This window comes from Candidatus Nitrosocosmicus agrestis, from assembly GCF_008389435.1.
Classification (GTDB): Archaea; Thermoproteota; Nitrososphaeria; order Nitrososphaerales; family Nitrososphaeraceae; genus Nitrosocosmicus; species Nitrosocosmicus agrestis.
In genome coordinates, this window is the sequence record NZ_VUYS01000020.1 from 13,856 (window position 1) to 34,526 (window position 20,671).

At 33.3% G+C, this 20,671-nt stretch carries 22 protein-coding genes; 18 read left to right on the forward strand and 4 right to left on the reverse strand.

What is annotated here, in order from left to right:
* The first annotated feature begins 124 nt into the window (after nucleotides 1-124).
* A complete protein-coding gene (locus tag F1Z66_RS12285; RefSeq protein WP_149863920.1) occupies nucleotides 125-619 on the forward strand; it encodes a beta-class carbonic anhydrase in 495 nt (164 codons plus the stop codon).
* 914 nt (nucleotides 620-1,533) lie between these two features.
* Nucleotides 1,534-2,175: a UDP-3-O-(3-hydroxymyristoyl)glucosamine N-acyltransferase gene (locus F1Z66_RS12290; RefSeq protein WP_159357295.1), complete on the forward strand. Its 642-nt coding sequence runs from the start codon at nucleotides 1,534-1,536 to the stop codon at nucleotides 2,173-2,175.
* Between the two features lie 190 nt (nucleotides 2,176-2,365).
* Here the strand turns inward: F1Z66_RS12290 and F1Z66_RS12295 are convergent, their stop codons facing one another.
* Nucleotides 2,366-2,989, reverse strand: a complete 624-nt coding sequence (locus F1Z66_RS12295; RefSeq protein WP_149863922.1) for a DDE-type integrase/transposase/recombinase — start codon at nucleotides 2,987-2,989, stop codon at nucleotides 2,366-2,368.
* An 824-nt stretch (nucleotides 2,990-3,813) separates the two neighbouring features.
* Here F1Z66_RS12295 and F1Z66_RS12300 point away from each other — a divergent pair.
* The 6 genes from F1Z66_RS12300 (at nucleotide 3,814) to F1Z66_RS12325 (ending at nucleotide 11,806) form a co-directional block, all read left to right on the forward strand.
* Nucleotides 3,814-4,686, forward strand: a complete 873-nt coding sequence (locus F1Z66_RS12300; RefSeq protein WP_149863923.1) for an ABC transporter ATP-binding protein — start codon at nucleotides 3,814-3,816, stop codon at nucleotides 4,684-4,686.
* Nucleotides 4,687-4,692: 6 nt separating this feature from the next.
* On the forward strand, nucleotides 4,693-5,517 hold the full coding sequence (locus F1Z66_RS12305; protein ID WP_149863924.1) for an ABC transporter permease: 825 nt from the start codon (nucleotides 4,693-4,695) through the stop codon (nucleotides 5,515-5,517).
* Nucleotides 5,518-6,743: 1,226 nt separating this feature from the next.
* Nucleotides 6,744-7,730 (forward strand): phosphosulfolactate synthase, encoded by a 987-nt coding sequence (locus tag F1Z66_RS12310; protein ID WP_149863925.1) that lies wholly within the window; start codon nucleotides 6,744-6,746, stop codon nucleotides 7,728-7,730.
* Between the two features lie 299 nt (nucleotides 7,731-8,029).
* On the forward strand, nucleotides 8,030-8,962 hold the full coding sequence (locus F1Z66_RS12315) for an ABC transporter permease (protein WP_230207545.1): 933 nt from the start codon (nucleotides 8,030-8,032) through the stop codon (nucleotides 8,960-8,962).
* Between the two features lie 148 nt (nucleotides 8,963-9,110).
* Complete coding sequence (locus F1Z66_RS12320) at nucleotides 9,111-10,256, forward strand: ABC transporter substrate-binding protein (protein WP_149863926.1); 1,146 nt, start codon at nucleotides 9,111-9,113, stop codon at nucleotides 10,254-10,256.
* Nucleotides 10,257-10,636: 380 nt separating this feature from the next.
* Complete coding sequence (locus F1Z66_RS12325; protein WP_230207546.1) at nucleotides 10,637-11,806, forward strand: ABC transporter substrate-binding protein; 1,170 nt, start codon at nucleotides 10,637-10,639, stop codon at nucleotides 11,804-11,806.
* Nucleotides 11,807-11,946: 140 nt separating this feature from the next.
* On the opposite strand, the gene F1Z66_RS12330 is transcribed toward F1Z66_RS12325, so the two are convergent.
* Nucleotides 11,947-12,354 carry a hypothetical protein gene (locus F1Z66_RS12330; RefSeq protein ID WP_149863928.1) on the reverse strand — a complete coding sequence of 136 codons (408 nt, stop codon included), beginning with the start codon at nucleotides 12,352-12,354 and terminating at the stop codon, nucleotides 11,947-11,949.
* 168 nt (nucleotides 12,355-12,522) lie between these two features.
* On the opposite strand from F1Z66_RS12330, the gene F1Z66_RS12335 reads away from it, so the two are divergent.
* The 4 genes from F1Z66_RS12335 (at nucleotide 12,523) to F1Z66_RS12350 (ending at nucleotide 16,789) form a co-directional block, all read left to right on the forward strand.
* On the forward strand, nucleotides 12,523-14,187 hold the full coding sequence (locus F1Z66_RS12335) for a YncE family protein (protein ID WP_149863929.1): 1,665 nt from the start codon (nucleotides 12,523-12,525) through the stop codon (nucleotides 14,185-14,187).
* 101 nt (nucleotides 14,188-14,288) lie between these two features.
* Nucleotides 14,289-14,738 carry a tripartite tricarboxylate transporter permease gene (locus F1Z66_RS12340; protein WP_149863930.1) on the forward strand — a complete coding sequence of 150 codons (450 nt, stop codon included), beginning with the start codon at nucleotides 14,289-14,291 and terminating at the stop codon, nucleotides 14,736-14,738.
* Between the two features lie 479 nt (nucleotides 14,739-15,217).
* Nucleotides 15,218-15,871, forward strand: coding sequence for a 50S ribosomal protein L1 (locus F1Z66_RS12345; RefSeq protein WP_149863931.1), 654 nt, complete (start codon nucleotides 15,218-15,220; stop codon nucleotides 15,869-15,871).
* Between the two features lie 15 nt (nucleotides 15,872-15,886).
* Nucleotides 15,887-16,789, forward strand: a complete 903-nt coding sequence (locus F1Z66_RS12350) for a 50S ribosomal protein L10 (RefSeq protein WP_149863932.1) — start codon at nucleotides 15,887-15,889, stop codon at nucleotides 16,787-16,789.
* 158 nt (nucleotides 16,790-16,947) lie between these two features.
* On the opposite strand, the gene rpl12p is transcribed toward F1Z66_RS12350, so the two are convergent.
* Both rpl12p and F1Z66_RS12360 read right to left on the reverse strand, forming a co-directional pair.
* Nucleotides 16,948-17,256 (reverse strand): 50S ribosomal protein P1, encoded by a 309-nt coding sequence (rpl12p, locus tag F1Z66_RS12355; RefSeq protein ID WP_149863933.1) that lies wholly within the window; start codon nucleotides 17,254-17,256, stop codon nucleotides 16,948-16,950.
* A gap of 36 nt (nucleotides 17,257-17,292) precedes the next feature.
* On the reverse strand, nucleotides 17,293-17,787 hold the full coding sequence (locus tag F1Z66_RS12360) for a hypothetical protein (RefSeq protein WP_149863934.1): 495 nt from the start codon (nucleotides 17,785-17,787) through the stop codon (nucleotides 17,293-17,295).
* A 179-nt stretch (nucleotides 17,788-17,966) separates the two neighbouring features.
* Between F1Z66_RS12360 and F1Z66_RS12365 the strand changes: the two genes are divergently transcribed.
* The 6 genes from F1Z66_RS12365 (at nucleotide 17,967) to F1Z66_RS12390 (ending at nucleotide 20,665) form a co-directional block, all read left to right on the forward strand.
* Nucleotides 17,967-18,419 (forward strand): Lrp/AsnC family transcriptional regulator, encoded by a 453-nt coding sequence (locus F1Z66_RS12365; protein ID WP_149863962.1) that lies wholly within the window; start codon nucleotides 17,967-17,969, stop codon nucleotides 18,417-18,419.
* 78 nt (nucleotides 18,420-18,497) lie between these two features.
* Nucleotides 18,498-18,689, forward strand: coding sequence for a SecE/sec61-gamma family protein translocase subunit (locus tag F1Z66_RS12370; RefSeq protein ID WP_201448476.1), 192 nt, complete (start codon nucleotides 18,498-18,500; stop codon nucleotides 18,687-18,689).
* Nucleotides 18,690-18,776: 87 nt separating this feature from the next.
* Nucleotides 18,777-19,007, forward strand: a complete 231-nt coding sequence (locus F1Z66_RS12375) for a hypothetical protein (protein ID WP_149863935.1) — start codon at nucleotides 18,777-18,779, stop codon at nucleotides 19,005-19,007.
* 36 nt (nucleotides 19,008-19,043) lie between these two features.
* On the forward strand, nucleotides 19,044-19,352 hold the full coding sequence (locus F1Z66_RS12380) for a DNA-binding protein (protein WP_149863936.1): 309 nt from the start codon (nucleotides 19,044-19,046) through the stop codon (nucleotides 19,350-19,352).
* 144 nt (nucleotides 19,353-19,496) lie between these two features.
* Nucleotides 19,497-20,027 carry a PsbP-related protein gene (locus F1Z66_RS12385; RefSeq protein ID WP_195907538.1) on the forward strand — a complete coding sequence of 177 codons (531 nt, stop codon included), beginning with the start codon at nucleotides 19,497-19,499 and terminating at the stop codon, nucleotides 20,025-20,027.
* A gap of 245 nt (nucleotides 20,028-20,272) precedes the next feature.
* Nucleotides 20,273-20,665, forward strand: a complete 393-nt coding sequence (locus F1Z66_RS12390; protein ID WP_149863938.1) for a hypothetical protein — start codon at nucleotides 20,273-20,275, stop codon at nucleotides 20,663-20,665.
* Nucleotides 20,666-20,671 lie beyond the last annotated feature (6 nt).

The window sequence follows — 20,671 nt, forward strand, 5'->3', positions numbered from 1 at the left end:
GTTGTAGTTTGAAGGGTTTTACAATCGTGTGATTTTCTTGTTAAATGTAAGCAATAATTGTATAAATCTACAACAAATGGCGTATATGAGAAAGTAGTTTAATTTGGATTCGAACCATATCATAATGTCTCAACTGGAATACATTAAAAATGAAAACAAAAAGCATTCAGAAATATTTAAGGACGGAAATCTACCGTTACCCCCTTCAAGAAAGATAGCTGTATTAGCATGTATGGACGCTCGACTTTTAGTAGACCAAGTCCTAGGATTAAAAATAGGAGAAGCTCACATTATCAGAAACGCCGGAGGAATTGCTACAGACGATGCGATTCGATCATTAATTATCTCACATGAACTTCTTGGAACTAAAGAGATAATAGTTGTAAATCACACGAATTGTAGCATGGTGACATTTAAAGATGAGGACCTTCAGAAGATAATTTCAGAAAAATACAATAACGATACAACTAATATCCGGTTTCATGCATTTGAGAGTGTCGAAGACAATGTTAAAAATCAAATAAAACACATAAGATCTGTTCCTTTCTTATCCGAAATAATATCTGTATCGGGTTTTATATATGATGTATCTACCGGAAATATTACTCAAGTTTCTTGACACCAAATTTTATAAATATTTTATTTTATTTAATTGTAAAACGTTTAATCGTTACAACTAAAAACTACTAATTGTCGTGATAAAACTCGATGCCAAGAAGCAGTTTTATCGTTCAAACAGACGGTAGGGTTAAAAACTTCTTTGGAAGTAAATCTGTAAAGATATGTACATTTGGCGTCATGGGTTTAGTATCACCTTTATTTTTGACCCGAAGAGACCAAAATGATAGGATGTCTCTGGTTTAATAATTTTAATATGGGCATCAAAGTCACAAATTCATTAGAAATAATGCGAATTTTTTGCATACATTGCAAATAGAATTCACATACAAAACTGCTTTTATTTATACCCCACTATAAAATATTATGACTTTACAAGATGTTCATCCATTAGCACCAATGCAGAACAGGATTCAGAATGACAACAAGTTTGTCCGCTCAATTTTTAGGTATACCTTGAAATGTAATGAATGTTTATGGAACACATCTTTTTATGAAGCATCAGGGAGCCTGCACTTGGCAAGTCATAAGATGGTGTGTCCTCTTTGTAAGAATAATGAGTTAGAATGGATTAAATCTCTTTTGTAATAATTTCAAACATTCGCATAACATAGCCATCATAAAATATTGATACAGATTCCGAATTAGTTGAAATTTATCTATTCTCAGATCCATAATCAAATTAGGCGTATGGTTCAAGTTAAAGAAGCAAAAATAATATCGGAATCCACAATAAATAATTCATCTGGAACTCCAGTTATTTGTTCATATCTCAACCTGCATTTTAAAAAATCATAAAGGTTTCCTTAAGAACCCAAGGTCTAATACTGTAAATGATCCTTTGCAAAAAAGATCCAAGAATTTATCTATGTAAAGCAAAATATCAATTCACAATTTTTGCGACCTCCATATCTTGTGTCTGATAGATTTCCATACGAAATTAGATTTATGCCGCCCAAGATAGGAATATCTTCAAAATCCGTAATTTCTGAATCAGCAGAAGTAGGTAAGGATTGCTATATTGGAGACTTTGTTGTTATCGGGGACGATTGCAAAATTGGTAATAATACATTCATTGATTCTAGAGTAAATTTGCAGAATTGTAAAATAGGGGATAACTGTATCATTCAACCAAACGTCGTCATTGGTTCTGATGGATTTGCATATGAGCGTGAAAATGAAAATCTGAAATTAGAAAAATTTCCACACTTTGGCAAGGTAGTCATAGAAAATGATGTTGAGATATGTTCGAATTGTTCAATAGCAAGAGGGTCTTTAAGCGATACAGTAATAGAACAAGGAACAAAAATAGATGCTCTCTGTCATGTGGCACACAACGTACACGTAGGAAAAAATACCGAGCTCACTGCTGGAACAATAATAGGTGGAAGTACCAATATTGGCGAGAACTGCTGGTTAGGACTAAATAGTACTGTAAAAAATAAACTCAGTATAGGCAATAAAGTGATTGTAGGCTCTGGAAGTTCAGTGATTTATAATATCGATGACGAAGATATTGTCGCAGGTGTTCCTGCTAGGTCAATAAAGAGTATGTAGCAAACTAAGAAGGAAAAAATAAGCCATTTTTTCTGTGGCCAAACAGAAGAGGTAGTTGGACCTGAGACTATCTATCCCGCATTCATTTATTATCCATTATTTGACATTTAAAGAAGCGACTTAAAAAAATAAAGTAGTATCATAATTATAAAGACTATCTAAAAAACCGTATCTGATAAAACGGATCTGTTCATTTAAGCACCTTTAATTCATTATTATGATAATCAACAAATAGATTCAACCAATTTATTATATGATTTAGTTTACTGTTTACTTTTCGACATGGAAAGTAATCATCGAAACTTTCAGTCCTGTCTTTGATATATTGAATGGTTCTTTCTATAATGCTTTTCTCATAGGAGGAATTAAGATGATGTCTTATCTTTAGGAACCTACAAGCCTGTGGGTACCAGGTGCCACCATCTGTTGATACTGGATGCTTTCCATGAATTTCAACTAGTCCTGATAAGAATCTCTCAGCAACAAACATGTTTCTCTCCTTAGATATTTTTAGCAAAAAAAGTGCGAGAATTTGCCGGTTTTCCGGCTCAATTGTAACCCATAACCAAATGTACTTAGGTCCAACTTTAATCAGTGTCTCGTCTACGATGAATTCTGAAATGCTTTTCCTTTTGATCGATATCTTTTGCGGTTTATATTTTTGAATCCAATTCCAGATTGCAACATGGCTTCTCTTGACCTTATGTAAAAAGAACATTGCTTTGGCAACGCCTCTGGTTGACAAACCCAAAAAATACAAATACAAAGCACGACTAATATTTGACGAAGGTGTTCTGTTTCTTTTGTTTAACATAACAGAATTAAAGCATCTTCAAACTATAGATTTTTCGTTAAGTTAGAGTCTATAAAACAATTGTTAGGATTAAACGATATAATAGATATGTCTTGGTTGTCTTCACTTTAACAAAAAAAATAGACAAAAGGTTTTACTCAAAATATTGAAGTATTCTGTCTCCTATTTACTGTTATGAATCAGATAAGGTAACGATATGGCGAAAGTTGAAAAAATTTACGGTCCTTATCCACAGTACCGATGTTGAGAAAATATATACACCATTTTTCAAGCAATGACTTTTCAAAAAAAAAGGAAAGTATACCATCACCGTTATACAAACCATAATGAATTTGAACTATTCCTATAGTTTTTATGAACAGATAATTGATTGGATAGAATTTACAATCATTAATAATACCACTTCATAGTCATTAAGCTCTCTGGCCAGCCAAATTGTAATTTTCAAGTTTATTTTCAAAAATTATTATTTTGTAATCCTGAAAACACAACAAATATTAATTAAATTTAGTTGTTACCCATTTATGATTACATGTAAGACTAATCATTCTTTTGCTTCTTTTTTTGCACTTTTTCTAAAACAAATAATTGCTGCTTAGAGAAATGAAAACATCAATTGTTCACAGAATGTCGATATAATAAACCCATCGAATAAATTGGATAAGAACACTCAACTAAAAGGCATATAATGAACTTTTCAATTCCCGTATAATAAGTAAATTATTTGTTAAATTTAATGTACAAATAATATGCAATATTTGCGTATAGTAGTTTAAATTGCATACATGACTTTGATTAAATAATTTCCTGTTTTATAATACAGTATGTCTAACTTGGAGAGCCTCATTCAAACGAAAAACAAATCAGTTCTTGAACTTAAGAATATTACAAAAGAATATCAAGATAACAAGAGCAGAGTTAAAACAAAGCACACTGTTATTAACAATCTTAATTTAAATATCAAAGATGGAGAGTTTGTTACCATTGTTGGTCCATCAGGATGTGGAAAAAGCACATTATTAAATTTAGTTGCAGGACTTGATCAAACCTTTGGAGGATCTATCCAAGTTGATGATAAACCTCTGGCGTTATCACCAAGTACGGACCGTGTGGTGGTATTTCAAGAAGGAGCTTTATTTCCTTGGTTAACCGTTTACGGCAACATAGAGTTTGGCTTAGCGATCGGCAAAGTTCCAAAAAAACAAAGAAATGAAAAAGTCAAGAAACTTATTGAGATGATCCAGCTAACCAATTTTACTAATGCATATATTCATCAACTTTCGGGAGGAATGAAACAAAGGGTAGCTATTGCCAGAGCTTTAGCGTTAGATCCAAAAATACTTTTGATGGATGAGCCATTTGCAGCCTTGGATGTTCAAACTAAAAGAATGCTATACTCTCACCTTTTGCGAATACATGATGAAACTAAAAAGACTATTTTGTTTGTGACTCATAACATTCACGAAGCAGTTGCCTTGGGTGACAGGGTGATTATCATGTCTCCAAAATTAGCCAATATAAAGAAGGAAATATCTGTGAATATACCGCGTCCAAGGAGTATAGACCACCCCTTTGTAGAGACAATTACAAAAGAAATAATCTCTGAATCAGATGGGTTATCAATAAAAAATGGTCTAATTGGAATTGATCCAAAAAATAAGGATCAGGAAAATGATAATTCTACAACCACATTTTAGCCTAACATGTTAAAAATACAAGATCAAGTTAGCTCGGTCAGAAAAATAGACCTAGAAGAACTTTCTAACACAATCTTATTCATTGCAGTTTTTATAGGTATATGGCAGTTGGCATATTTAAGTGGCATTTGGCCCAAAGTATCATTACCATCACCATTGCTGGTTCTAGAATCATTTATCGAGTTGATTCAAGATAATACCTTACTAGTAAGTATCGGGGTGACACTTTATAGATTATTGATCGGATTTGCAGCTTCAATAGCTATAGGTATAGGTATAGGACTTGCAATGGTAAAGTTTACAGGATTTGGTAAAACAATGAGTTCTTTTGCTATAGGGTTACAATCTTTTCCAAGTGTTGCGTGGGTTCCATTTGCGATACTTTTGATAGGTCTAAATGATGCGGGGATTCTGTTTGTGGTTATCATGAGCTCAGTATTTTCAGTAATGATGTCTGCATATAGCGGCATACGAAATATACCACCAATCTATCTAAAAGCTGCAAGGAATATGGGAGCTAAAGGTTTCTCTTTATTCAGACATCTGATGATCCCAGCGGCTACTCCAGCGCTAATAATAGGAATAAAACAGGCTTGGTCTTTTGCATGGCACGCATTGGTAGGAGCAGAAATATTGATGGCCGCATCCATAGGAATAGGACACATAATGTTAATAGGCAGGGAATTTCAGTTAATGGACCAGATAATAGCATCCATGATCACAATTTTTGCTTTAGGAATGATATTTGACAAAATAATCTTTGCCAAATTAGAGGACAAGGTCAGAGAAAAATGGGGATTAAGACAGGAACAAGATATTGAAAACAAATAAAATATGTTAAGCACAACAGTATATTCACCTAACTTTACCAAAAGTAACGTCAACTAAAGCGCATAGAACATTTTTTAACCCGAAAACGTCTTTAAAATGGGATAATCGATTGATATTTTGAGTAGTGATGTCTATTAAAGGTACGATTTATCAATTCCGATTCTCCATTCTGCAAAACAACACAGATCATGATTAATTTCTTCTAAAATCGTGATTTAATAGATTCAGGTCATTTATTTCTCAAATAGGAATTGGTCTTTAGAATAACATTTAATTTTTGATAATTATAAAGTATACAACTGTAGCGCAAGGATATGCTTTGATCAAGCCTTTTAACTATATATATTTCATCTATGGACTCGCTCATTTAGCGAAAACTATAGCTTAAATATGGTCTATTCTATTATCTTTACAAGAAACATGATACCTTCAAAGTATATGTTTACAATGGACTAAATTTGTTTTTTTACAGGCCCTTCTCTTAAAGAAGACTCCGAAAGACCATTTCAATTATCAAAATGAAATCACATTTTATTTACCAAAAAGTAGAATTAAATTCAAAAATATTAGTAACTAAAGATATCCACTGGGAAAAGAAAAATTCTAGATCATATTGTAGATGAAACTTTAGTCAAAGTGAGTTCTAAAAAATACATCATAATTTGCAAGGCAATTGAGCCTGATAAAGGGAAATACTCTCACAAAATATAACTCAAGAAAGAAACATGCTTAATTCAGAAGGACTTCTGTCAGGAGTTGTCTGTCAAAAGCTACGGAAAACGCCCTTTATCCAAAGAAGATGGAATTTGGTATCACAACCTTGTAGACATTATAGACTCAAACTTATATTCATTCTTGTTAGAGAAAAACCTGATTAAAAGAACAAAACAATATCTCAGGATTCCTAAACGTTTTATTTATTGTATTTTTGTAGGCCAAAGAATTGTAAGTTGAAGCATGCACGTACCTGGATTTGTTTCATTATTGAATATTGCACCGTAGAAACAAAACACATCAAATGAACTGGGTGATATAGAGTATGAAAAAGATACGTAGGCCATTTTATAGGAACTATTCTATCGTATGTGAAATCAGATTTTAAATACTTTGATCAACAGTATGAAAAATTCGCTTATTATGCGAAAATTACTGCTAGAAAAGTATTTTAAAATAATAAAAATGCATATATCAATTTCAATATATGTAAATTCTGCGTATAACTTTTCATGTTAGAGGCTTTAAGCGAGGATAGAATTGATCATAAAAAACCGCGTCATGATGGAATGACATACATAATAGATAAATTTCAAGGTTTTGATAAAGAGAATTTTGAAACCATAGCAGATTATATTGATATAGTCAAAATATATGGTGCGTTTCCTCTCTTATTAAAGGAAGACAGTCTGATGAAGAGAATTGATTTTTATCATAGTTCTAATGTATTGGTATCTACCGGCAGCACTTTAACTGAATTCGCAATCCGAGAAAAAGTATTTGAAAAGTTTTTAGAGAGTGCTAAAAGAATCGGTTTTGACCTGATAGAAATAAGTGAAAACAGCATTAGCCTATCTTTAGAAGAAAAGAAGAAAATAATCAAACTTCTCGACCTCTATGACATGCGAGGACAATGGAAAATTGGAAAGAAAGATCCACGAAGACAACTTTCAGTAGATGAGACTGTCAAAAAAATGAACGAAATTTTGCAAATTAGTCATGAAAAAATAATTCTTGAGGCAAATCTAGGATATAATGTAGGAATATATGATGAAAAAGGCGATATAAAATGGAACCTCCTATCAGCTATTACATCTAAGATCTCTCCAAATAGTATAATATTTGAAGCTCCATTGGAAATTCAACAAGCTGTACTAGTTGCGGAATTTGGACAGAGGGTAAATCTAGGAGAAATCCGATTAAATAATGTATTATCAGTTGAATCTCAAAGAAGAGGATTCCTTTCAAAGGCAAGTTTTAGTATTACGCCAGTTAAGAAAGGACCAGAAGGCAGTCCTGCTACTAAATTCATTCACTATATTATAAGAAGTAAACACCCAATTGATCAAAGTGAATTGATTTATGTAACTAATCTCCCAAGAAGGACAGTTCAAGCGTCAATTGAAGAGTTGAAAGAACAAGGTTTGATTATTGAAAAAAATAGTCTAGACGATACTAGAAAGAAAGTATATAATTTGGTCAAGAATGAATGGATATAGTTAGACAGCTTTCATTGAATCTTTTCTTTCAAAAAACCTAAATGAATAGTTTTAGATTACCTCCTATCGTAGTGACACAAGTTTTTAAAATTGTGTAATCATGATTGTAGAACTGTACAAAATATATTAATGAAATAGAAATTCCTCAAAAAATCTTCCTCTTGTAAACTCATGCTGTAATTAATCATATAAAATTAGCTAAAATGCAATTAAAAATTTGATAACCATTGTAAGTGCCTCTTTTGCATCTGGGTAATAAAAATTGATATAACCGCGTTTTAATAATAATAAAGACTCATTTGATTTCACCACCTGGAGACAAGGATAGGACCACCTCTAAGAACTCAAGCAATGAAAAAACATATCCAGGCGGTATTGAAGAATCGGATATAGGTTTTATAGAAGATAAGAATGATAATAAAATTAAATCACCATTCAAAAAAAAAATCAAAATAGAAGAACTTTCTAACACAATCTTATTCATTGCAGTTTTTATAGGTATATGGCAGTTGGCATATTTAAGTGGCATTTGGCCCAAAGTATCATTACCATCACCATTGCTGGTTCTAGAATCATTTATCGAGTTGATTCAAGATAATACCTTACTAGTAAGTATCGGGGTGACACTTTATAGATTATTGATCGGATTTGCAGCTTCAATAGCTATAGGTATAGGTATAGGACTTGCAATGGTAAAGTTTACAGGATTTGGTAAAACAATGAGTTCTTTTGCTATAGGGTTACAATCTTTTCCAAGTGTTGCGTGGGTTCCATTTGCGATACTTTTGATAGGTCTAAATGATGCGGGGATTCTGTTTGTGGTTATCATGAGCTCAGTATTTTCAGTAATGATGTCTGCATATAGCGGCATACGAAATATACCACCAATCTATCTAAAAGCTGCAAGGAATATGGGAGCTAAAGGTTTCTCTTTATTCAGACATCTGATGATCCCAGCGGCTACTCCAGCGCTAATAATAGGAATAAAACAGGCTTGGTCTTTTGCATGGCACGCATTGGTAGGAGCAGAAATATTGATGGCCGCATCCATAGGAATAGGACACATAATGTTAATAGGCAGGGAATTTCAGTTAATGGACCAGATAATAGCATCCATGATCACAATTTTTGCTTTAGGAATGATATTTGACAAAATAATCTTTGCCAAATTAGAGGACAAGGTCAGAGAAAAATGGGGATTAAGACAGGAACAAGATATTGAAAACAAATAAACCAATAATCGGTAAATATATGATTTACTGACATCACACTTGTATTTTAGAGTTAAGGACTCCTACAAGTGCAAAATCATCATATAATTAGCATTTTTTGCCTATTTCTAATTACTAATAGATAGTCATTACAATTCTTTACTTGTAATTGAATTCGGCAACAAAACTAGGGATTTCGGCAATTATAATAGTAGCAGTGATATTGTCTTCATCTTCTAACATTAATTGGGAATCTCTTGTAGGAATTTCGAACAGATCTAATGAGCATAGTAATCAACATACTGCGAGTGATAATATATCACTAAACGTAGCATACTTTCCAAATCTCAATCATGCATCAGCCATTATCGGATTTCAAAACGGAAATTTCAAAAACATTCTAGATTCGGCTAACAACTCCAAAAACATATCCATAAATGAGAGAGTTTTTAGTTCATCCCCAGCAGTTATCGAAGCACTATACGCTGGACAGATCGATGTTGCATATGTGAACCCAAATTCAATTATTGATGGATACATATTAGCAGGGTCAGATGGGTTTAAAATCATCTCAGGAGTGTCTAGCGGTGGAGCTTCATTCATTGTAAGGAATGACTCAGGTATAGAATCACCAAGCGACTTGGGTGGAAAAAAATTCGCCAGTCCACAGTTAGGTAACACACAGGATGTAGCTTTAAGAAAATATTTGCAGGATAACGGTTTTGACACACTAAAAAATGGAGGTAACGTGACTGTAATCAACCTAAAACCCGGCGATATAATTTCTCAATTCCAAAATAAAGAAATTGATGGTGCATGGGTACCCGAACCTATAGCCACTATACTACACCAACTTTATCAAGGCAAAATTCTTGTGGATGAAAGAGATCTATGGCCAGATGGCAAATTTGTAACCAGCGATATTATAGTTAGAACTGATTATTTGGAGCAAAACCCAGATGTAATCAAGAAATTACTTGAGGCACATGTTGACGAAACTAAATGGATTTCCGAAAAACTAGCAGACACAAACAATACTGAAAATGTAGATGAGGTTGTAACTGACTTCAATAAGGGTTTATCAAAAATCACAGGGAAAACCTATCCTGAAAATCAATTAAGAGAAGCACTCTCACATATCGATTATACCATTGATCCTCTTGCAGACACACTCCTTTCCATTTCAAATAGTTCTAATGATTTAGGATTTATTAAAACTGGAAAGAATTGGGATTACGAAATCACCAAATTATATGATCTAAGGATACTCAATCAGGTTTTAGAGGAAAAAGGAGAAAAACAAATAAACTATTAACGAACACAAACAAAATTAAATAAATTTGCATTAAATCACTATACCAATAATCTGGAAGCCTCAGGTTTTGAATTAAAGAAATCATTTAAACTTTTAATTCAATGCATATCTGACCATCCTCTAAAAATGTATCTAAATTTTCTCAGACATTATTTAAAAAGGGTATTCGTCGAAAAGTCTACCCAAAAGATCGTTTCATTCCGCTATCGTGGAAAAACCCCAATTATTTGAGTTAGACAAGGTTGGGCCTTATTATAATTTATGCTACATACAAAATCTACGCTTAAACTGCATATAATTTTTAAAATTAGCGCATTGAACATAAATAATAAATGACTAATCCAATAAAATAAACAATGAATCATAAAGTTAAAAGTTCATTGTTCAAAAGCCTCAGGGTTACTGAACAAAAGAAACACTCCATTCCATTGTTGTTGACAATGGTGGTAACTGCTGTGGCCCTTATCTCTGCTCCAATTTCAGTGGCTAGTGCCCAATCACCTGACAGTTCAAAGAAAACTCTCCGAATTGGCTATTTTCCTAATATTACCCATTCACAAGCAGTAATAGGATTGAATAATGGTGACTTTCAAAAAATAGTTGGTGAAAACATTAATATTGAAACAATCAGATTTAATGCCGGTCCTTCAGCAATAGAATCATTATTGGCGGGTAGAATTGATGCCACCTATATTGGACCTAATCCCGCTATTAATGGATACCTACAAACTAATGGAGAAGCTGTCAGAGTTATTGCAGGAGCTGCTAGCGGTGGAGCTTCATTCATTGTAAGGAATGACTCAGGTATAGAATCACCAAGCGACTTGGGTGGAAAAAAATTCGCCAGTCCACAGTTAGGTAACACACAGGATGTAGCTTTAAGAAAATATTTGCAGGATAACGGTTTTAAAACAACTGAAAACGGAGGAAATGTAACTATATTGCCCATAGCTAATGCCGATATTCTAACGGTGTTCTTAAAAGGAGATATCGATGGTGCATGGGTACCGGAACCATGGGCATCCCGCTTAGTTCAAGAAGCAGATGGCAAAGTATTCCTAGATGAAAGAGATCTATGGCCAGATGGCAAATTTGTAACAGGTAACATTATAGTTAGAACAGATTATTTGGAGCAAAACCCAGATGTAATCAAGAAATTACTTGAGGCTCATGTTGAAGAAACCCTCAAGATAAATAACGATACTAAAGCCGCAGCCACTGAATTTAACACTCAGCTTAAAAAGATTACAGGTCAGGAAATAAACCCGGCTGTTCTGGATGAATCTTATAGCCATCTGGAAATCACATATGATCCATTAAAATTGACGTTATTTAAGAGCGCAAACGATGCATATGATCTCGGATTCATAGAAAAGGGAAAAGACAGACCAAATCTTTCAGGTATATATGACACGACAATCTTAGATGAAGTTCTTACAGAGAAGGGTCTCCAGCCTATAGGAAATACAGCAGGAAGTGTAAGTTTAACTCAAACAAATAGCTCCAACACCCCAAACACTTCAAGTGCAGTGGCTGACATTGTGATTTAAAATCAAAATACCATTATTTTTATTGAATTTGTTCAGAAAATAAACATTTTAAATCGCAAAAAAGCCATGGCTAGATAAAAAAATCATTCATATTTCGTTAAGGTACATTTCGAATAATATGTATTTTGAATAAAGAGTATTTAATTTTCAAAGTCTTGTTCTTGAATCAATAGAGGCTCTATTTTTATAGACTCTGTAGAATTGACTGGTGAGGGCTTTTCTATAAAATCATTTTCACGTACATCTGTCTGCGTTACATTAGAATTCCCTAACACATTATTGTTTTGAATGGTTGATTCAGATTCTTTAGCATTGGATTCATCTTTCTTTTTATCTGAAATTTTCTTATCATCCTTATCATCAGGAGAGGTTTCAGAATTATCACTAGGACTAATACTTTCCAAGGTTTTATCAAAATTACGGCTTAAGGAACTGAATAAGCCTTTGTTATTCTGATCGGTAACCTCATAAGAACTAACAGGAAATTGATTTACAAAACAAGCCATGAACAATGATATCAATATAGCAATTGACAGCAGAATCCTCATGGAGGAGATTTTATTATATATGCTTGCCAACTTATGTTTGACTAATTTAATAATGGAAAATTAAGATATATTTGTTAAGGATGTTTTTTAAGTACGAATCATCAATAAGTTTTTTCCCTTCAAAAACTCAACACAAAAAATTATAATTGATTAAAATGAACAGATCATATGAATCTGATCCTCGTTGTTCTGGTATTAATTCTTTTAATAGTGTTTATTGGTTCAAAATCAAATAATGAACTACCTGCTAGTTTGAATATAATTCATGAAGGGATCAGTATTACAAAACAATTTGACATAGGTCTTGGCCCATTCAACTATGTTCAAGGTATAACTACCAATACCAGCAAATTCATATCAGGATTCAATACAGGCAGCTATCCTGTTGGAATAACAATCAATCCGCTTACAGGAAAAATTTATGTAGCAAATCAGTATTCTAACACGGTATCTGTATTTGATTCAAAGACTGACAAACTATTAAAAACTATTCCCACAGGCATATTTCCTTACAGCATTGACTCCAATCAGTTTAACAATAGAATCTATGTTACAAATCGAGGTTCAAATGATGTTACCGTTATTGATGGAGCGACCGATTCTGTGATTGATAATATAACTGTTGGCAAGTCTCCAGTCCAGGCTTCGGTAGATCAATCAAGTAATATGGTATATGTTACCAATATTGACTCCAATTCTATTTCAGTAATAGACGGAATTACGAATGAGGTCATCAGAACAATAAATGGAATCAATGCCCCTTACGGGATAAGTGTTAATCCACTAACTAGTAAAATATATGTTTCAAATATTGGAAATTCCACCGTGACAGTTATAGATGAAGAGACTTTAGGGTTTATCAAAAATATCAAGGTAGATAACGCACCTGTCGGTATTGATATTAACGAAAAGAAAAACATGGTATATGTTACTAATTACTTATCGGATTCAGTATCCGTTATCAATGGGACCAGCGACCAGGTCGTTCAGACAGTTGACGTAGGCAATTCTCCTGTCGGCATAAATATAAACCCGGTTTCAAAAAAAATGTATGTTAGTAACATAGGTTCAAATACTGTAAATGTAATCAATGAATCCAATTACAAAAACATTAAGAATATTACAGTAAATCCATCAGCCATTACAGAAAGGGTGGAATACCCATATGCGATTCCGACTAATATTAAATTTCCACTAATTGCAAGTTTTGTGGCACTGGATCCCTCAACGAATCTAGTTTATGTTACGAATACTGCCTCCAACACTCTTTCACTCATTGATGGTGTGATTGATGAAAGCATTGTGAGAATCGGGTTTGAAACTCGACCCCCTAATTCAGGTTTCGTAGAATGTAATGGGATAAAAAATTTAAATCAAAATAACACAGTAATTACAACGGACAAATTAACTACCTGTTATGCCACTCCAGAAAGAGGATATTCCTTTGATTCATGGTCAGGTTTAGCAATAAATAACTCAAATCCGCTAAAATTTACTTCTGCAGAGTATGGCAACATAGTAGCTAATTTTAGACCCACATTATCCACCGAGCAATATGTATTCCTAATAGGAGGTATCACAGGTATGTCATCTGTTCTCCTGGGTTGGTTCTTTAAGGGTGGTCAAAGACGTAAATTTAACAAACTAATCCAAATAACGAATACTGCAATAGCAGATGCAGACGTTGGAGATAAAACTGAAAGCATTATAAAATTAGAAAACCTGAGACGCGATATCTTTAACACTTATCGTCGTGGCTCATTAACTGATTTTCAGTTTGACTTTCTAGATAAACGACTGTTAAATTATATAAACAAGATAAGTAATCTATAGTAACCAGAAAATTTCTTTCATTTCTAATTTATTTAGAAAAGTGTGGATCTGTCTACTCAAAGATTATTATTTCGGGCCAGCACAAATGAAAATAAAAAGAAATGGGCAAAATTCAGCATTATAAGGGATTGAATTCAAATTTAGAAAGGATTTATGAGACAATAAAAAACACAATTGAACAGGAAAAGAATCTCAAAATTGTGGAAGAATACAAGGGGTTTTTAAATGGTGTACCACTTAGAAGCATAATTGCCTTGAATAATTCCCCAAAAGTAATTGTAGGGTCATTAAGGGAAATTCATGTATCCGTTACAGGGGATCCAAACGATTATGCAATTGAGGTAGCCTCAGGAGCATGGTTTGGAAGTCTTTTGATTCCAGGTGTAGCCGGGCTTTTGATAGGAGGTCCTATAGGATTGGCAGCAGGTGCTACGGTCGGGGGCGTTATGGCATATGAATTTGAAAAAAATATGTGGAAGAAAATAACCGAGGCAGTAAAGAATGAAAGTGAAAACGATGTTACGCTTGACAAAATATCACACTTTCATTGATTCAGATTATTAAAATTATTATTATTTTGATTTAAAATTAAAGTTTACCTAACAATTTTACTTCTCAAATATTTTTTTAAATTTATGCTTTGTCATGCTATCATTATCTAATAAATAAAAAAAAGTCATAGAAAATCAATTGACAGGAAATCAATTGATAGGAAATGAGAAGAAACCAAGAATCAGAATCTTTCAGATATTTCAAATAAAGAAAATTTCTTCCTTGAATTAATTTTTTTGTTTATCAAAGGTATTTAGGAAATATGTTGACATGATTTTACTGCAATAATCGAATTCATCCAATTATTATGTATTGGATTTGAATAGTATAATTTATCTTTCAGGTTTTTGCAAAAGGCTAGACAATAAGGTTGATTGCATTGATTTCTACGATAGATTGAGGCATTTTTTGTTCGATGTTACCCTGAACATCGTAAAAACGATTTTAAATGGCCTGTGCGCGTCTATGGTATATACTCATGTTTAACAATGATCAATTAATGGAGCTCATAAAAAAGGCTAGAGAAGCCACTCCTAAAAGAAATTTCGCTCAATCGGCTGAATTAACATTAGTATTAAAAGATATTGATGTAAAAAAAGGTTTTAGTCTTAATGAGATAGTTGCTTTGCCAAACCCAAGCAAAAAAGGATCATCACTATGTGTTCTCGCTACTGGTGATATGGGCCTAAGAGCTAAGAAAGCAGGAGTAGAGACAGTTATGGAACCAGATACTTTGGACAGAATTGGTACAAATAAAAGAGAGGCAAGAAAAGTCGTTAGAGCCCATGATTTCTTCTTAGCTGATGTAAATTTGATGTCTTCCGTGGGTCGATCTTTGGGTCAGTTCTTGGGTCCAAAAGGTAAAATGCCAACTCCAGTGCCTTTTGGAGCTCCGATTGAAAACATTGCGTCAAGACTGAAATCCTCAACACGAATAAGATCAAAGAATCAATTAAATATGTCTACAAAAATTGGCGATGAATCAATGACGGATGAACAATTGGCAGCTAATGCAATTGCAGTAATTGCGTCTGTAGAGAAAAAATTGCCTCAAGGCGACAAAAATTTCAGAAATGCCATTGTAAAGTTCACTATGGGAAAAGCAATCAAAGCATCAGAACTACAAAAATAAAAGAGTTGAATCAGAATGAGTCAAACAGTTGTAACAAATAAGCTAAACAGAACATCCTATCCTGAGAGAAAAGTAGAATTATACAATACACTTCAGGAACTTGCAAAATCATATAACGTTATTGCTCTATCTAGAATGACTAAAGTTAGGTCAGCCCAGTTAATGGCCATCAGAAAGAAGTTCAAAAACGAGATAAAGATTTTGACAATTAAAAATAAGGTAGCACAGAGAGCTTTTGAGAAGATATTTGGTGATGTAAAAGGATTAGAATTACTCAACAAAGAGCTTGAAGGTCAGTGCGCTCTAATGTTCACCAACATTAGTCCCTTTAAGATGAACTTGACTTTTGATAAGAATAAAATTCTCATGGCAGCCAAAGGCGGAGATATAGCCCCTAACGAACTTTTAATCCCAGCAGGTAATACCGGTATTAACCCCGGTCCCGTATTGTCTGAATTCAAGGAATCAAACGTTCCCACAAGAATTGATCAGGGAACTATATGGGTATCGAAGGATACAGTGGTAGCTAAACCGGGCGATGTGATCTCTCAAAAATTAGCCGCCTTGTTAAGCAAATTAGATGTAAAGCCAATTGAGGCAGGGATCTCTGTCAATTATGCAATTTCGGAAGGACTAGAATATAGGGAAAAAGATCTTAAGATTGTAATCCAAGATTATGTTGATGAGATAGTAAAGTCATTTCAGGAAGCATTGTCATTATCAGTTGAGGCAGTTTACTTTACAAAGGAATCGGTGCCATTACTTTTAATGAAGGCCAAACAGCATGGAATTTCATTGTCAACAGAGTCTGGATATCTTACACCGGAAACAGTTAATCTGGTACTTTCAAAAGCCAATGCGGTTGCAGGTAATTTAGCACAGCAATTGGGCTCGAAAGGATTTTCTACCAGCAGTTAAATAATATTCTTTTTTTTGTTTCCAATAAAATCTAAAGTAATAAGAAGTACCTTTTAATCGTTCATCTACCTGTATACATATCATTCATTTAACAAATTTCGGTAGCGACTCTAAGGTCTATTTTAATAATAAAATTTCAAAAAAAAGGTTAAAGAAAATTAACCGAACAAAGAAGATAAACCTTCTAGGGCTTCTTCTTCTTTCTTTTCGTCCTTCTTCTCTTCTTCTTTTGGTGCGGCTGCGCCACTTGGTGCGGCTGCGCCACCTGAAGCAGCTACTGGAGAAGCAGCAATTGGAGCAGCCTTTAAAGCTTCTTCAATGTTAACCTCACCTAGTGCAGCAACCAATGATTTAATTCGAACATCGTCAGGTTCAACACCAGTTGACTTGATAACATTTTTTACATTATCTTCATTGATATCTTGCTTTAATTTATGCAATAATAAAGCAGCATACACATATTCCATGATATGAAAAATTTGCTACGTCCATAATATAAAACTTTATAAAATTCGCGAACTTCTCGCAACTGCATACACGTGCTCCTTTAACTCTTGAGAAACCAGTGAATTCATCCTACCAATCAATAAAGTCCTGGCCTCGTCTCTTTCTTCTGCCGTAGATGAATTAAAATAGTTATAAAACAAATCCGACAAGCCCTCCTTAACCCAACCATCCAATACAAAAAATCGATTTTCATTTATTGGAATAATTTTATCATACCTTGGATCAACTTCTTCATCAAATTCACCAGCATCTAACCGGTCAATGATAAAAAATACACAATTGTTAGGATCAGGATTATTAAGGGCTTCAACGGGTTTCCCTTGTGCGCGTCCAGCATTAACCCTCTCGATTAGACCTGTAGGTCGAATGAAAGTGCCCTTTATACGGTATAATTTGTTATAATCGGTAAGTATTTTTCCTATAACAATGTAATTAGAGGTTTCATCTCTTTTAACTACAAAAGCAAAACTTCCAGGTTTTAATTTTGACATCCCAAACATAGCGAAAATAAATGTCTATAATAATATAATATTTACTAATTGTATAACCGATAGATTGGTAGATTTTTTAATTATGACACTGATTTTCAGCAAATAATACAATTACATTTATTAATGTAACCAATAATTATAAGGATGAGTTAATCTTGCAAAGATTTGACGATTTAGATATGAAGATTTTGTCAGAATTAACAAAGGATGCCAGCATCTCAATTCCGCAATTAAGTAAGAAATTGAGTATAAACTCATCGGTTTTATATAGCAGAATAAAGAGGTTAATGAAAAGAGAATTAATAAGAAAATTTACAGTTATTATTAATGAATCACAGCTAGGAATTAATATTAAAGCTACTGTAGGAATCAACCGCGATCCCAAATTGAAAGAGCCCATCCACAATGAATTAATGAGAATACCCGAAGTGAGATCATTGATTGAAGTTACAGGGAGATTTGATATTATTTTGTCTGTGTATGCACGAACTCTTGAAGAATTACACAAAGTTGTAATCGAACGAATTGGGAAAATCGAAGGAATTCAAGCTACCGAAACTTTTGTAGAGATGCAACGAACAGATAAAGAACCGGTTTATTCGATACAAAATAACCCTAGTAATTATCTATGAGAACTTCAAGAAAACCCTTTCAAATGATCGAGTAGAAATATTAAAATTATATTAGGACTTTAACTATCTCGAATTCATTTGTTATCATCAATTGGCAGTACAGTACAGAGAAAAATAATTGAAATATTTCAGACACTGAAATTGGCAAAGAAGACTAGCAAAGACGATTATTTCACTCACCTAAGACTGGTTCTATTAGCCTTGGGAGCAGTGGGTGGAATTGGCTTTATCATAAAAATTGTAGGCGAACTCCTGTTTGTTAACAAATAAAAGGTCAAAATAAAAAATTCTACCATAAACTTATTCCGGACCATAATCAAAAATATTTAAAAGCATTATTTACAATTGTGAACCTTTATGTCTGATTCTCCTGTTCTCATTGATGAAGAAAATAAGATAAAACTAAAACCTGAATTGATGATAGTAGAAAAAATATATCCAATTTTGATTGATAATTCAATTTTTTTATTTTATAAGGATGAAAATGAGATGATAAATTGCTACGAAGTTGTAGACAAAGAAATAGTGCAAAAGGCACAGAAAAATCCTGAAAAAATTATTGATATAATCGAAGAACTTGACAAATGATATACCATTATATTATTGAATTTTCCATTATATTGCATGTCACATGGCAAATACGAAACTGGAAATAGGAAGAGCAATGAAATTTTTATCGGGAAAAAACCATTAATGACTTATGTCACAGCAACCCTGGTGCAGCTAGCAAACGAACCGACTGTAATAATTAAAGCAAGAGGAAAAAGCATTACTAGAGCTGTAGATGTGGCTCAAATCATTGTAAAGAGGATGAATACTTTGGGATACAGAGTTGAGAGTGTCAAGTTGGGTTCGGATACTTTAAGTGGGAATGAAGATGATAAACCTAGAAATGTTTCTACTATTGAAGTATCGATTTCTAGATCAAAATAATTTTATATTTCGAGATTTTTCAATTTCATAGTGAAATATTCTGTTAAATAAAAATAATTTGATATTAGGGTATTACTAAATTACATTATGACAAAGATTTCATTCACGATTAATTCATTTCTTATTATTACGAGTATCTTTGTATTGTATTTTACAATCTTACCAGCACATCAAAATGTAGCATTTAGTTTTTTTCACGAAAGCCAAACCCAAGCTATGCTTACATATACAGACAACAAATTCCATTACGAAGTTAAATACCCAAATAATTGGGAAAAATCTGTAAAACTCAATGACGAAGTCATATTTATTGCCCCAAAAGAAACTGATTCGGTCAGCAGCCCGGCTGGATTCGTTGTAAAGGTGGTTCCCACGCCTGGTAAAAATGTATCCTCAATTGCTGCTACGAACACATTAATATCTCAAATCAAATCTGCCCATAAGGATTTTAAGCAAGAGTCTGTCACTCCCACAGTTTTAGATGGAAAAAAAGCTACTCAAGTGGTATTTACAGCAACAGATAGCAAATTACAAAACAGAAAAGCAATGCAAACGGTTGTTTCAAACTTTGAAAATATCTATGTTTTAACTTACAAAGCTTCGACCGACAAATATGGTAGTTTCGAGAATGTAGCAAAAGATATTGTAAATTCTTTCAAATTTGTGCCAAATTAATAACTTAAATTGCCTAACTAACTGACCGTAATCAATTAGTTAGGCATGTTCCCCTTCGGTTTGGTCGATGTACCAATAGCTAATCTGCAATCATATTTAAACGTATCAATTTTTCCCCAATTCTAAAAGAAGGCAAAAATATAGAGAAGCTAATTCAAGTATTCAATGCTGTTAAAAATAAGATTTCAATCGATAAACAACAAAAAAATGAAAATCCTTTTTTATGAAATAGTAGATAGTGGAATATGGGTATAAAGTTAAAGAGTCTGGAATTTTTGCTTATAAGTGCAGTAATAGTGGTTGTTATAGTCGTCTTGTATAAAGTTTTTATTAATATTCCATTTAAAAATTATTCATTAAGTGTGGATGCACTTCGAGACCCCGAATCTTTGCTCGTCAATTCTCGAGTGGTATTAAAAAATACAGGTAAAATGACACTCAACGACCTGGTTGTTACGTACGATAATGACCGTACTTTGACAGAAAACATATTGAAAATAGATCCAGGTCAAACTTTAATATTGTCACCACCTCAGGGAGCTAAGCTTGAAAATGTTAACGTAGTAACATCAGAAGGTGTAAGCGTCGACCAGAAATTTCGGTCTCCAGTCAAGATGCCTGGGATGATAGGTTCTTGATCAAAG